A 13776-nucleotide genomic window follows, 5' to 3' on the forward strand; every position below is an offset into this window, starting at 1 on the left:
CCGAAGCGGGTTCATCGTTCGACTTGCATGTGTTAAGCACGCCGCCAGCGTTCGTCCTGAGCCAGGATCAAACTCTCCGTGAATGATTACCCGTAATCGGGTGCACACCACGAGAGCGGAACAGTCAGACGGAATAAGCCCGACCGTTCACAGCGTCCTCGCTGTGTTTACTGCATCAAAGGAACCTCGACCACCACACATCGCGGTGGACGGGGTATCAACATATCTGGCGTTGATTTTTGGCACGCTGTTGAGTTCTCAAGGAACGGACGCTTCCTTCGTACTCACCCAAGAGACTCTCTCAGGCTTTCCTCCGGGCAGTTTCCCTTCGGTCTTGCGTTTCCGACTCTATCAGACCGTTTCCGTATCCGATTTCCTCGGTGCTTTCCAGGTTTCCGCTTTCGCGTTTCCCTTTCCGGCGAGTCCGACTCTATCAGATCCTTTCGGGCCTGATTCCCAGTCAGTGGGGCTTGTCTTCCCGGCTGTTGGGCCGTTCCGACGTCTCAAACCCTAGCGGATCCTCTCGGCGATTCCCAATCGGGCCGTCGAGCTCACCGCACTCCATCGAACCCCATTCGAAATGAATTCGGGCACGCCGAAATCATCCCGGCTGGGAGATCGTTCTGATGGTTTGGGTTGCCGCTGCTGCGGCGGAGGTGCTGCCGCAGAACCGTTACGGCCCCGTGGCAACCCGGAGAACTTTACGGATCGGGGAGGGGGATGTCAAGCACCCCTCTCCCATCATCTGCCCACCCCTGTCAAGATCTTTAGTCCAGGTCGCTCAGTCGCCCGCCGGCGTCCGGCTGGGCGTGCTCCACACGGCGCAGGAGACGGGTGAGGACGTCGCCGAGCCGCGCGCGCTCGTCCTGGGTGAGGTCCTGGAGAAGGTCCTCCTCGAAGACCGTCGCCATGCGCATCGCCTCCAGCCACTTCTCGCGGCCCTCGTCCGTCAGCTCCACGATCACGCGGACCCGGTTGGACTCGTCGCGCTCCCTGGTGACCAACCCCTCCGTGACCATGCGGTCGATCCGGTGGGTCATCGCGGCCGGCGTCAGGCCCAGCCGCTTGGCCAGGTCGCTCGGTCCCATCCGGTACGGAGCACCGGACAGCACCAGCGCCTTGAGCACCTCCCACTCGGCGTTGCTGATGCCGAGCGTCGCGGTCTGGCGGCCGTACGCCACGTGCATACGGCGGTTCAGCCGGCCCAGGGCCGAGACGATCTTCTCGACCTGGGGGTCCAGGTCCCTGAACTCGCGCTGGTAGGCGGCGATCTGCTCGTCGAGCGTCGGTTCGCCGACGGCGGGGGTGTCACCCATGGCAGCAGTCTCCCATGCGCACGCTTGGCGTCGAAGTCCTTCGAGGTGTACTGTTCAATTCTTAACTTTAGCTTCGAAGTCTTCACCTCTAACTCGTTCAGAAGGTGTACGACTTCACGATCAAGGCAGGTGAAAGTGACCAGGGCGATGGGCGCAGCGATGCGCCGGATCCATGTGGGCAACGCACTCAGCGCGTTCGGGCTCGGCTTCACCGTCCCTTATCTGTACGTCTATGTGGCGCAGGTGCGGGGACTGGGAGCCATGACGGCGGGTCTCGTGCTCGCCGTCTTCGCCGTGGCCGCGCTGGTCGTGCTGCCGTTCGCCGGGCGGGCCATCGTCCGGCGCGGCCCGCTGCCGGTGCTGCTCGTCGCCTTGGTCACCGCCGCCGTCGGCTCACTGAGCCTGGGGCTCGCCGCGAACGCGACCGCCGTACTCCTGGCCGCCGTGGCGCTGGGGGCCGGGCAGGCCGTGATGCAGCCGGCGCTCGCGACGATGATCGTGGACTTCTCGTCGGCGGAGACGCGGTCGCGGGCCTTCGCGACGCAGTTCTTCCTGCAGAACCTCGGGCTCGGCGTCGGCGGGCTCATCGGCGGGCATCTCGTGGACACGACCCGGGTCGGTTCCTTCACTCTGCTGTTCGCCATCGAGGCGGCGATGTTCCTGCTGCTCGCCGTGATCATGGCGACGGTACGGATGCCTCGTTCGGCACGGCTCGACGGTGCGCCGGCGCAGGCCAAGGGCAGCTGGAAGCAGTTGCTCGGGAACCGGGCGATGGTGCAGCTGTGTGTGCTGGGCTTCGTTCTCTTCTTCGCCTGTTACGGGCAGTTCGAGTCGGGGCTGAGTGCGTACGGGGTCGAGGCGGCCGGGATCTCGACGTCCACCCTCGGATCGGCGCTGGCGGCGAACACCGCGGTGATCGTGGTGGCGCAGTTCGCGGTACTCAAGTTTGTCGAGCGGCAGAAGCGGTCCCGGGTGATCGCGGCCGTGGGGATCCTCTGGGCCGTCGCCTGGGCCGTGGCCGGATACGCGGGGCTCGGGCACGGCAGTCAGGCCATGGCGACCGCCGCGTTCGTGTCGACGTACGCGCTGTTCGGGCTCGGGGAGGCGATGCTGTCGCCGACGGTCGCGCCCCTGGTCGCCGATCTGGCGCCGGCCGGGCTCGCGGGGCAGTACAACTCGGCGTTCGCCCTGGTGAAGCAGCTCGCGCTGGCCGTCGGTCCTGCGGTGGGCGGGCCGCTCGGGGCCTCGCTGCACGCGCCGTACATCGTGATGTTCCTGCTGTTCTCGCTCGGGATCAGCGTCCTCGCCGTGCGGCTGGGGCGGCTGCTGACCCCCGTACAGAATCAGCCGTCTCTGGCGCGGCGGAGTCGGGTGGTCGCGCAGGGTGGGGCTCCTGTGGGGGCCGGTGTGCCTACTACGTAGTAGTAGGCACTGGCCTCGGGTGTCCTTCGGGTCAGCGGGTGGCTGTGGTCAGGGTGGACGTGAAAGGGAGTGTTGCCGAGCCGTCGGGGGACGTGTGGGCGGTCAGGGTTCTGCGGATCGTTTCCGCGGCCTCGGCGAAGGCTTTCGGGCCGCCTGCCTCCTCGATCGACTGGCCCCAGGGGACGGCCGCGAGGTGGCCCTCCGCGTAGTCCGCGAAGTCGTCGAACCTGATGGTGAAGGTGACCTCGCGGGTCTTGATGTCGTGGAAGCCGGCCGTCGTCAGGGCCGCGGTGACGCGGTCGGCGGGGCAGGAGAGGGACGTGGCAAAACGTGCCTCCGCCTCCGGGGTGCCGTGTTCGGTGACCGCTCTGAGGTGGGCGGCGATGTACGGGGAGCGGTCCGCGGGTGGCGTCCAGGTCGTGGCCGTGAACCGGCCGCCCGGGCGGGTGACGCGGGCCGTTTCGGTGAGGGCGGCCTCCAGGTCGGGGAAGAACTGGATGCCCTGCTGGCAGAGGACCGCGTCGAACGAGTCGTCCGGGTACGGGAGTTTGTCGGCCGGGGCCAGGGTGAACTCGATGTCCGGGTACATCCGGGGCGCGTGGCGGGCGGCGGTCTTGAGCATGCCCTCCAGGAGGTCGGCTGCGGCCACGTGGCCCGTGGGGCCGACCTGGGCGGCGGCGGCCCGGGCCACGAAGCCGGTGCCGCAGGCCAGGTCGAGGACCTGGGCGCCCGGGAAGAGGTCCGCGGCCTCGACGACCGCGGTGACGAAGGGCGCCATCAGGGGTGCGCTGTAGCGCTCGTAGTGCTCCGTGGCGTCGTGTGTGGCGTTGTCTTTGAGGGGGAAACCTTTGGGATCTGCCATGCAGGAGCTACTAGCAGGCACCAGTGGGTTCGCCTAGGGGACGCGCACGGGCTTGCCTCCGGGCAGGACGAACTCGCACCACACCGCCTTGCCGCCGCCCGGTGTCCGGCGGGCGCCCCAGCTGGTGGCGATCGTCGCGACGATGGCGATGCCCCGGCCCGATTCGTCGCCGGGTTCCGCCGTGCGCCGCAGGGGGAGGTGGTCGTCGCCGTCCGTGACCTCGACGATGAGCCGGCGGTCGGTGCGGCGCAGGCGCAGGCGCATCGGGGGTGTGCCGTGCTGGAGGGAGTTCGCGACGAGTTCGCTGGCCGCCAGGACGCCGACGTCGTGCAGTTCGGTGGGGAAGCGCCAGCTCGTCAGGACGCCGGAGGCGAACGCACGCGCGCGTGGGGCCGCCTCGATGCCGCCGAGGAGTTCCAGGGCCGCGTTGCGGAACAGGTCGCCGTCGGGGCCGGTGCGGGCCGGGTGCTGGAGGACCAGGACAGCCACGTCGTCGTCGTGGTCGGCGGTGACGCCCGCCGAGCGCACCAGACGGTCGCAGACGACCTGGGGGCTGCCCGTGGCGCCCGACAGGGCCCTTTCCAGGGCCGCGATGCCCTCGTCCAGGTCTTCGTTGCGGCGTTCCACCAGGCCGTCGGTGTAGAGCACCGCCGTGGAGCCGGGGGTGAGGGGGATCGTGCCCGAGGCGTGCATCCAGCCGCCGGTGCCGAGGGGCGGGCCCGTCGGCTCGTCGGCGCGCTGGACGGCGCCGCTCTCGTCCCGGACCAGGATCGGCAGGTGGCCCGCGGAGGCGTACACCAGCTTGCCCTCGTTCGGGTCGTGGACGGCGTACGCGCAGGTGGCGATCTGGTTGGCGTCGATCTCCGTGGCGAGGCCGTCGAGGAGCTGGAGGACCTCGTGCGGGGGCAGGTCGAGGCGGGCGTACGCGCGGACCGCCGTTCGGAGCTGGCCCATGATCGCCGCCGCGCGGACGCCTCGGCCCATGACGTCGCCGATGACGAGGGCCGTCCGGCCGCCGCCGAGGGTGATGACGTCGTACCAGTCGCCGCCCACCGCGGCCTCGGTGCCGCCCGGCTGGTAGAGCGCGGCCACGCGGAGGTCGTCCGGCTCCTCCAGTTCCTGGGGGAGGAGGGAGCGCTGGAGGGTCACCGCGGTCTGGCGCTGGCTGCGTTCGCTGGCGCGCAGGCGTTCGGCGGCCTCGGCGTGGTCGGTGACGTCGGCGGCGAAGATGAGGACGCCGCCACTGCCTTCGGGAGTGGCCGTGACGTCGACCGGGGTGCACGTGATCGTGTACGAGCGCCCGCTGTGGGCCTTGCGGGACTTGACCGTGCGGGGCTTGGAGCTGCGCAGGACCTGGTCCAGGAGGGGCAGCAGGCCCAGTTCGTCGAGTTCGGGGGCCGCCTCGCGCGCGGGGGTGCCCTCCGCGCGTACGCCGAAGGCCGCCACGTAGGCGTCGTTGACGTACGCGACGCGGTGGTCGGGGCCGTGGACGAGGGCCACCAGGGCCGGGATGCGGTCGAGGACCTCGCGCGTGGGGAGGTCGTCGACGGCGGGGAGGCAGGGCGCCTCGTCGGTGAGCTGCTCGGCGCGGGCGGCGGGCACCGAGCCGGAGCCCTCGCCCAGCCGGTCCGGCAGCCGGTCCGGGGTGATCGTGTGATCGGTCCGCGCTGCGGCGCGGCGCTGCGTTCCGGGAAGGCGGGCGCTCCAGCGCGTGAAGTTCACGAATCCTTGCCTCGTGTTTGTCGGCACAGGCCGGCAGCGGGTCGGCCGGAGGTACGGGGGGCGTGCCCCGGGGGATACAGCACTTACGGAACGCCTCGTGGGTAGAGAGGGTGGGTGGAGCCAGTCTGGCAGTGCGGCCGGCCGGGCCGACATCCTTCAGACGCCGGCCGGGTCCGTGGAGTTCCTGGATCGGGTCAGGACGACCCCTTCGGGTCCTGATTCCGGTTCTGGGGAGGCTTCCCACCGGCCGCGAGTTCGAACTCCGCGCGGGGATGTTCGAGCGAACCGAGGGAGACGATCTCCCGCTTGAAGAGCCCCGACAGGGTCCATTCGGCGAGCACCCGGGCCTTGCGGTTGAAGGTGGGCACCCGGCTCAGGTGGTAGACGCGGTGCATGAACCAGGCAGGGTAGCCCTTCAGCTTGCGCCCGTAGACGTGTGCGACGCCCTTGTGGAGTCCCAGGGAGGCTACTGAACCGACGTACTTGTGGGAGTACGTTTCGAGCGGTTCGCCCCGCAGGGAGTGCGCGATGTTGTCGCCGAGGACCTTGGCCTGGCGTACCGCGTGCTGGGCGTTGGGGGCGGTCTCCTTGCCGGGTTCCGTCGCGGTGACGTCGGGGACGGCGGCGGCGTCGCCCGCGGCCCACGCGTGCGTGGTGCCCTCGATGCTCAGCTCGGCGGTGCACCTCAGGCGCCCGCGCTCGTTCAGCGGGAGGTCGGTGGCGGCGAGGAGCGGGTGGGGTTTGACGCCGGCGGTCCAGACGACCGTACGGGTGGGGAAGCGGGCGCCGTCGCTGAGGACGGCGATCCGGTCCGCGCAGGAGTCGAGGCGGGTCTCCAGGCGGACGTCGATGTTGCGGCGGCGCAGCTGGGTGACGGTGTACTTGCCCATCTCCTCGCCGACCTCGGGGAGGATGCGGTTCGAGGCCTCGACGAGGATCCACTTCATGTCGTCGGGCTCGACGTTGTGGTAGTAGCGGGAGGCGTAGCGGGCCATGTCCTCCAGCTCGCCGAGGGCCTCCACGCCCGCGTAGCCGCCGCCGACGAAGACGAAGGTGAGGGCCGCGTCGCGGATCGCGGGGTCGCGGGTGGAGGAGGCGATGTCCATCTGTTCGATGACGTGGTTGCGCAGGCCGATGGCCTCCTCGACCGTCTTGAAGCCGATGGCGTGTTCGGCGAGGCCGGGGATCGGCAGGGTGCGGGAGACGGAGCCCGGGGCGAGGACCAGTTCGTCGTATGTCAATTGCTCGCCACCGGTTCCCTCTTCCGTGTTGGCGAGGGTGGTCACGGTAGCGGTCCGCTTGGCGTGGTCGATCGCGGTGACCTCGCCGACGACGATCCGGCACCGGTCGAGCACCCGGCGCAGCGGGACGACGACATGGCGGGGTGAGATGGAGCCGGCCGCCGCCTCTGGGAGGAACGGCTGATAGGTCATGTACGGGTCCGGAGTGACGACGGTGATGTCGACCTGGCCCCGTTTCAGCTCCTGCTGGAGCTTCCGCTGGAGGCGCAGGGCCGTGTACATCCCGACGTAGCCGCCGCCGACAACGAGAATGCGCGCACGTTCCTTCACCACCCCATGACGCACCCAGCGCTGGCGTTTGTCCACAGGCCCGACAATTTGTGTGACCGGGAGGCGGTAGTTCGCAACCTTGCCCGAATCGACGGCGTGCGGGGCAGGATCGCAGGTCAGCGGGTGTGAGCCGGGGCGCGGGAAGGGGCGTAACCGGGACGTATGCACCCCGTACTCCGATCGGGCGGCACCCTGTGCGGAACGTGCCCCTTCTGAATTGACCCTCGCTCAACTATGTTCGTAGGTCGACGGGGTGTAGGGGGATGCGCTCTTTCGGGTCCGGTCCGCAAGGGGTGGGCCCGTTGTTCAGTGCTGTTCCGCACGCTCCGGCTGCCAATGGCGGGGAGTCTCCGGGGGGAGACGTCATTACCGGGGGAACATATGCACATTCAGGATTCTCGTTGGTCGACAGCGTCAGCCATCGCACCCGGCGGACCGATCAGCGCGGCGGGAGGCAACGGACGCGGTGAGGGATCGCGTTCGGCACCGCTGCGTGTGGACGCACAGCGCAATCTGGAACACGTACTGCGCGCGGCACGGGAGGTCTTCGGGGAGCTGGGATACGGCGCTCCGATGGAGGACGTGGCACGCCGCGCGCGGGTGGGTGTCGGCACGGTGTACCGGCGCTTCCCGAGCAAGGACGTCCTGGTCCGGCGGATAGCCGAGGAGGAGACCTCCCGGCTGACCGACCAGGCGCGTGCCGCGCTCGGGCAGGAGGACGAGCCGTGGTCGGCGCTGTCGCGCTTCCTGCGGACGTCCGTGGCCTCGGGCGCGGGCCGGCTGCTGCCGCCGCACATACTGCGGGTCGGCGTGGCGGACGAGGACGGGGCCGACTCCGGCTCCGGTGATCTCGGCTTCGACGAGGCGCGGGTACCGCAGCAGCGGTCCCAGCCGACGGGTGTCGGCGCCGGGGAGCTGCGGCTGGTGTCCGAGGACACCTCGGCTGCCGGGCCCGCGGACGACGCGGGTGCGGTGGCGCTGCTCGACGTGGTGGGCCGGCTCGTGGAGCGGGCGCGCGAGGCGGGTGCGCTGCGGCCGGACGTGTCCGTGTCGGACGTACTGCTGGTGATCGCGACGGCCGCACCCTCGCTGCCGGACGCCGCTCAGCAGGCGGCGGCCTCCTCGCGGCTGCTGGACATCCTGCTGGAGGGGCTGCGGTCGCGGCCCCTGTGACGTCCGGACAGGTGCCGCCCGCGCGGCTCCCGTTCGGGTGAACGCTAGTACCTCATTGCGGGAAGTCCCCACGGACGAGTGGTTGGTCCGTCCCAGGGGGTCCTGAACAAAAGCCAATATGGCACTCTGGCCCGGTGTTCGGGACTCGATGCACAGGCAGCTGTGCAGGCGGCGGGGGCTTTCCGCGATGAGCGTTGACGGGCGGGACGAGTCACTCGGTGACGGTGACCCGGAGACCGGCGGCGAGCTGACCTCGCCCCAGGTGCCGAACCAGGGCGGGCCCGGGGGCGAGTACGGCGGGTACCCGGAGTACCTCGACGACCCGAGCGTCCCGGCGCAGCGCGAGGGCAGGGGGCTGCCGCCCCGCTCGGACAGTGTGCTGCCGCCGCCCATCGAGCTGCCGCCGTCCGACACCGACCTGATCGGGCGCATGCGCTCGGGCGACGACACGGCGTACGAGGAGCTGTACCGGCGCCATGCCGACGCCGTGCGCCGGTACGCGCGCACGTGCTGCCGGGACGGTCACACCGCCGACGACCTGACCGCCGAGGTCTTCGCCCGCATGCTCCAGGCGGTGCGCGGCGGCTCGGGGCCCGAGTACGCCGTACGCGCCTATCTGCTCACCAGTGTCCGCCGGGTCGCCGCGAACTGGACGACGTCGGCGAAGCGCGAGCAGCTGGTCGACGACTTCGCGGTGTTCGCGGCGCAGTCCTCGCGCGGCTCCGAGCAGTCCGCGATGCCCATGATGTCCGCCGACACCGACACGCTGGATCTCGGCGCCGACGTCCGCGCGATGCACGAGGCCGAGCAGTCCATGGCCATGCAGGCGTTCCGGTCGCTGCCCGAGCGGTGGCAGGCCGTGCTGTGGCACACCGAGGTCGAGGACGAGTCGCCGAGCGAGGTCGCGACCCTCTTCGGGCTCGACGCGAACGGCACGCGCGTGCTCGCCAGCCGGGCCAGGGAAGGCCTCAAGCAGGCCTATCTCCAGGCCCATGTCAGCGCCACCCTCGTCAGCGACGAGGAGTGCTCCCGCTACGCCGACCGGCTCGGCGCCTACGCGCGCGGGGGCCTGCGCACCCGTGCCGAACGGGGGCTGCGCAAGCACCTGGAGGAGTGCGTCAAGTGCCGGCTGGCCGCGGGCCAGATCAAAGAGGTCGCGAGCGGCATCCCGGCCGTCGTACCGATCGCGGTCATCGGCTGGTTCGGCGCCGCCGGGTACGCCAAGGTGGCCGCGCTGATCGCCGGGGGCGCCGGAGCGGGTGCGGTGGGCGTCGGCGGGGCGGCTGCCGCGGCGGGCGGTTCGTCGTCGTCCGGCGGGGCCGGGGGCGCGGCGGCCTCGGAGGGGCTGGGGGCGCCGCTGAAGGCGGGGATCGCGGCGGGAGTGGTCGCCGTGGGGGTGGCGGCGGCGCTGGTGTTCGCGCTGGCCGGTGACAACGTCAAGAAACCGGCGGCGGCCGAGCCGCCCCCGCCCGCGTCGGCGGCCCAGCAGGAGCCGCCGGCCCCGACACCGACCCCGAGCCCGAAGCCGCCCGAGCGGGAACCCGACCCGGCGCCCCCGGTGGCGCTGGCACCGGCGTCCGTACGAACCCCGGCACCGACCCCCAGCCCGACCCCGACTCCGTCCCCGACGCCCACCCCCACACCGAGCCCCACACCGACCCCGGCGCCCACCCCTACTCCGACCCCGACACCCACCCCGACGCCGCCTCCCCCGCCGCCGCCCGCCGCGCCGGTCGACTACCCGTTGAACGAGCTGCAGTTCAGCGGCTTCGGCGACGGCACCGAGCCGGAGATCCGGCTCGGGGAGAGCAGTTGGGTGTGGCAGCGGTGGGGGGTGGCCATCGCGGGCAAGCAGTACGAGCGCGGGGTGACCGTGCACGGGGAGTCCTCGGTGACCATCGATCTCAACCGCGAGTGCACCTCGTACGACGCCCTGGTCGGGGTCGACGACATGACGCTGGGGCTCGGTCAGGTGCGCTTCTCGGTGTTCGCCGACGGGGAGCGGCTGTGGCGCTCCGAGCTGATGCAGGGCGGCCAGGAGGCCGTGCCCGTCCATGTCGACCTGACCGGGCGCAAGCAGATCCGGCTGGTCGTGGAACCGCACTCGACGTTCGACTCGGTGGCGCTCGCGGATTGGGCCGCGTCCAAGTTCATGTGCAAGTGAGGGGGCGGGTGAGGGTCAGGGTCAGGAGGAGCGGGGGTTCCTGTCAGGGGGTGGCTGCGGGGGCCGGGCCGGGCAGGTGGGTCAGGTCGTGCAGGACTTCGGCCACGGTGAGTGTTGATCCGGTCGTACGTTCGGACTCGTAGCGTTCCGGGCCCAGGGCGGCGCGGGCCCGGCTGATCGTCTCCTCCGCCCGCTCGCGGTCCGGCATCGGGCGGCGGAACGTGCCTCGCCAGGTGTCCGAGGCGGCGAGCAGGCGTACCGCGCGCGGGTGGTCACCCAGGCGGGCCAGCAGTCTCGCCACGGCGTCCACGATCGCCGCCGTGACCACCTCGGCGCAGCCCCGCGCCACGGCCTCATTCAGGGTGGCGGTCAGCTTCGTGATCCCCTGCCCGGGACCGTGCTCCTCGGCCGTGACCAGGGCGTCGATCGCGTTCAGGCCCGCCATGAACTGCGGTGGCGGAGTGCCCCGCGCGATCTGCGCGCGGGACTCGTCGCACAGGGCACGCGCGCCGGCGACGTCCCGGTCGTCCAGTGCCATCTGTGCCCGCAGCAGCAGGACGAACGCCCGGGAGTCCGCCACCCCGTAACGGTCCGCCGCCGCACTCGCCTCCTCCAGCGCGGCCCGCGCCCTCACGCGGTCGCCCTCGCGGTACGCGATCTCGGCGAGCCGCGCGATCAGGAACGGCGACTCGGCGTGGGCGCCCACCTCGTGCGCCAGCCGCAGCGCCTCCTCGTACTCCCCCACGGCCTCCTCGAAGACACCGCGCGCCATGGCGGCCTCGCCGGCCGCGCTGCACACCTGGGCACGCAGCCAGCGGTCGCCGACCCGGCGGCTGAGCACACGCAGTTCCGCGAGGTCGTCGTCCACGGCCCGGCCGAGGAGCCCGCCGGGTGAGTCGACGAGCATGTGGGTACGGAACATCAGGCTCGCGGCGGTCTCCCAGTCGCCGCCGTACGCGCGGCAGTTGGCGATCACCTTGGCGAGGGCGGCGGCTACGTCCGGGAGGCGGGCGCTGGTGCCGGGGCTTGAGGCTTGGCCGTCGGCTTCGGCGAGGATCGTCAACGGCCAGGCGAGGCCCGGGAGTCGGGCCGTTTCCGGGCCGCCGCGCTCGAAGTGGGCACGGACCTCCGCCACTCGGCGGTGCCAGTGCTTGCCTCGGGGGACGGCTGCCGGGTCCGCGTCCAGGGCCAGGAAGATGTGGTACATGCGGACGTTCATACGGAGGGTTGTGCGGGGCGGTTCGGGGTGCGGTTCGTGGGTGGTTGTTTTCGGGGCCGTGTTCGAGGGTGCTCGTGTCTCCAGGTCCACCACCCTCGTCAGCCATTCCATGGCCTCCCTGCGGAAGTTGCGCAGCCACCAGAACCAGCCCATCGCGAGGACCAGGGCCGATGCCTCCTCCTCGTCGCCCTCCTCGATCGAGCGGTCGAGGGCGGCCCGGATGTTGTCCAGCTCCGTCTCCAGGCGGGCGATCCAGGGGAGTTGCTCGGTGGAGCGGAGGAGCGGCTCCGCCTCCTCCACCAGTGCGCGCACCCACGCGCGGTGCCTTCGTTCGACGGTGGCGCGCAGGTCGGGGGCTTCCGCTGCGCGTTCGGTGGCGTATTCGTGGATGGTCTCCAGGAGGCGGTAGCGCATGCCTCCGGGGGGTGTGGGGGTCCTGGGGGTGGTTCCTCGTTCGGGTTCGGGTTCGGGTTCGGGTTCTGGTTCTGGTTCGAGTTCCGGTTTCGGTTCGTCGTCGTGTTGGGGGGTCGCGACTATCAGGGACTTGTCCACCAGCGCGCCTATGAGGTCCGACACCGGGCCCGTGCACACCGCCTCCGCCGCGGTGAGGTCCCAGCCGCCCGCGAAGACGGAGACCTCGCGCAGTACCGTCCGCTCCCGCTCGTCCAGCAGGTCCCAGGACCAGTCGACGACCGCGCGCAGGGTCTGCTGGCGGGGCAGCGCCGTACGGCTTCCCGAGGTGAGGAGGCGGAAGCGGTCGTCCAGGCGGTCGGCGATCTGCCGTGGGGTGAGGAGGCGGAGGCGGGCGGCGGCCAGTTCGATCGCCAGGGGCAGGCCGTCGAGGCGGCGGCAGATCTCCGCGACCGCCTCGGTGTCGCGGAGGGCGGTGTCCGCGTCGGGGCGTACGGCGGCGGCGCGTTCCTCGAAGAGGCGGCGGGCCGGGTCGGGGAGCAGGGGCTCGACCGGGCGTACCGACTCGCCCGGGACGCCCAGGGGTTCACGGCTGGTCGCGAGGATCGTGAGGCCGGGGCAGTGGGTCAGCAGGGTTTCGGCGAGTTCGGCTGCCGCTTCGATGACGTGTTCGCAGTTGTCAAGGATCAGGAGTTGGCTGCGCGGGGCGCAGTACTCGATCAGCAGGGCGAGCGGGTCGTCCTGCGTGGTCGTCAACTCGGTGGTCATGAGCACGGTCTCGCGCAGACCGAGCGCGCTGACCACCGCGCCGGGGACCGCCTCCGGCCGGTCGAGCGGGGCCAGCTCGACGAGCCACGCCTGGGGGAGGCCTGCGGCGGCCTCCTCGGCGAGACGGGTCTTTCCGGATCCGCCCGGTCCGATGAGGGTGACGAGACGGGTCCTGTGCACATCCGAACGGATGGCTTCGATCTCGGGTTCCCGGCCGACGAAAGAGGTCAGGCGGGGGCGGATGTTGGTGTTGTTGGTTCGGTGAGAGTGAGGGTTGGTGTGGGGGGTGGGTGCCTGCTGAGGTGGGTGGGTCAGTAGTTCCTTGTGCAGGGTTCGTAGTTCCGGGCCCGGGTCCGTACCCAGGCCCTCCGCCAGGGCTCGGCGGGCCGTCTCGTACGCGGCGAGGGCGTCCGCGCTGCGGCCCGTGTCGCGCAGAGCGCGTATGAGGAGGGCGTGCAGCGGTTCGTCGTACGGGTGGGCCTGCGTCAGTTCCTGCAGCTCCGGTACGGCGTCGTGGGCGCGGCCGAGGCTCAGGTCGGCCTCCACGCGTGCGCGTGTCGCCTCGCGGCGCAGGGACTCCGGGCGGGTCGCGGCGGAACGGTCCGGGAGGTCCGCCAGGGCCGGGCCGCGCCAGAGGGCGAGGGCCTGGGTGAGGGTGCGGGCGGCGGTGGTGGGGTCGGCTCGGTCCAGGGCCGCCTTGCCCTGTCGTACGAGGTCTTCGAAGACGTGGAGGTCGATGTCGGCGGGGGTGGCCGCGAGGCGGTAGCCGCCGGGGTGGGAGGTGATGGTGTCTTTGCCGAGGGTTCGGCGTAGGCGGCCGATGAGGGCCTGGAGGGCTGCGGGGGCGTCTTGGGGTGGGGTGTGGGGCCAGACCTCGTCGATGAGGGTTTCGGGGGTGGTGGTGTGGTTGGGGCGCAGGGCTAGGGCGGTGAGGAGGGCTCGTAGGCGGGGGCCGCCTATGGGGATGACGGTGCCGTGGTCGTCCTCGGTCTGGGTGACGCCCAGGATTCTGTACCGCACGGCCTTATTCTCGCCCCCGCCGCCCCTACCCGTTCCCATCCCTGGGGGCTGCCGCCCCCGGACCCCCGCTTTGTCCTCAAGCGCCGGACGGGCTGGCGGGCGGAGGCCTGGGGTGGGTGGGTAAGGCG

8 protein-coding genes and 1 rRNA gene are annotated in these 13776 nt (G+C 71.2%); 3 read left to right on the forward strand and 6 right to left on the reverse strand.

The features are described 5' to 3' along the window. Together CW359_RS44515 and CW359_RS44525 are read right to left on the reverse strand one after the other, a co-directional pair. Nucleotides 1–83: ribosomal RNA gene (locus tag CW359_RS44515) — 16S ribosomal RNA — on the reverse strand; the annotation flags it as partial. Between the two features lie 684 nt (nucleotides 84–767). Continuing rightward, nucleotides 768–1316 carry a MarR family winged helix-turn-helix transcriptional regulator gene (locus CW359_RS44525; protein WP_105975976.1) on the reverse strand — a complete coding sequence of 183 codons (549 nt, stop codon included), beginning with the start codon at nucleotides 1314–1316 and terminating at the stop codon, nucleotides 768–770. A 147-nt stretch (nucleotides 1317–1463) separates the two neighbouring features. Here CW359_RS44525 and CW359_RS44530 point away from each other — a divergent pair, with 147 nt between their 5' ends. Continuing rightward, a complete protein-coding gene (locus CW359_RS44530; protein ID WP_105975977.1) occupies nucleotides 1464–2738 on the forward strand; it encodes an MFS transporter in 1275 nt (424 codons plus the stop codon). Between the two features lie 31 nt (nucleotides 2739–2769). Here the strand turns inward: CW359_RS44530 and CW359_RS44535 are convergent, their stop codons facing one another. The 3 genes from CW359_RS44535 to CW359_RS44545 form a co-directional block, all read right to left on the reverse strand. Further along, complete coding sequence (locus CW359_RS44535) at nucleotides 2770–3600, reverse strand: class I SAM-dependent methyltransferase (protein WP_105975978.1); 831 nt, start codon at nucleotides 3598–3600, stop codon at nucleotides 2770–2772. A 33-nt stretch (nucleotides 3601–3633) separates the two neighbouring features. Further along, nucleotides 3634–5322, reverse strand: coding sequence for an ATP-binding SpoIIE family protein phosphatase (locus tag CW359_RS44540; protein WP_105975979.1), 1689 nt, complete (start codon nucleotides 5320–5322; stop codon nucleotides 3634–3636). 194 nt (nucleotides 5323–5516) lie between these two features. Beyond that, nucleotides 5517–6896, reverse strand: a complete 1380-nt coding sequence (locus tag CW359_RS44545; protein ID WP_105975980.1) for an NAD(P)/FAD-dependent oxidoreductase — start codon at nucleotides 6894–6896, stop codon at nucleotides 5517–5519. 378 nt (nucleotides 6897–7274) lie between these two features. Between CW359_RS44545 and CW359_RS44550 the strand changes: the two genes are divergently transcribed. Further along, complete coding sequence (locus CW359_RS44550; protein WP_105975981.1) at nucleotides 7275–8066, forward strand: TetR/AcrR family transcriptional regulator; 792 nt, start codon at nucleotides 7275–7277, stop codon at nucleotides 8064–8066. 187 nt (nucleotides 8067–8253) lie between these two features. Further along, nucleotides 8254–10230: a sigma-70 family RNA polymerase sigma factor gene (locus tag CW359_RS44555; RefSeq protein WP_105975982.1), complete on the forward strand. Its 1977-nt coding sequence runs from the start codon at nucleotides 8254–8256 to the stop codon at nucleotides 10228–10230. Between the two features lie 43 nt (nucleotides 10231–10273). On the opposite strand, the gene CW359_RS44560 is transcribed toward CW359_RS44555, so the two are convergent. After that, nucleotides 10274–13648, reverse strand: coding sequence for an AfsR/SARP family transcriptional regulator (locus CW359_RS44560; protein ID WP_198655621.1), 3375 nt, complete (start codon nucleotides 13646–13648; stop codon nucleotides 10274–10276). Nucleotides 13649–13776 lie beyond the last annotated feature (128 nt).

It is taken from the genome of Streptomyces geranii (assembly GCF_002954775.1).
Lineage (GTDB): Bacteria > Actinomycetota > Actinomycetes > Streptomycetales > Streptomycetaceae > Streptomyces > Streptomyces geranii.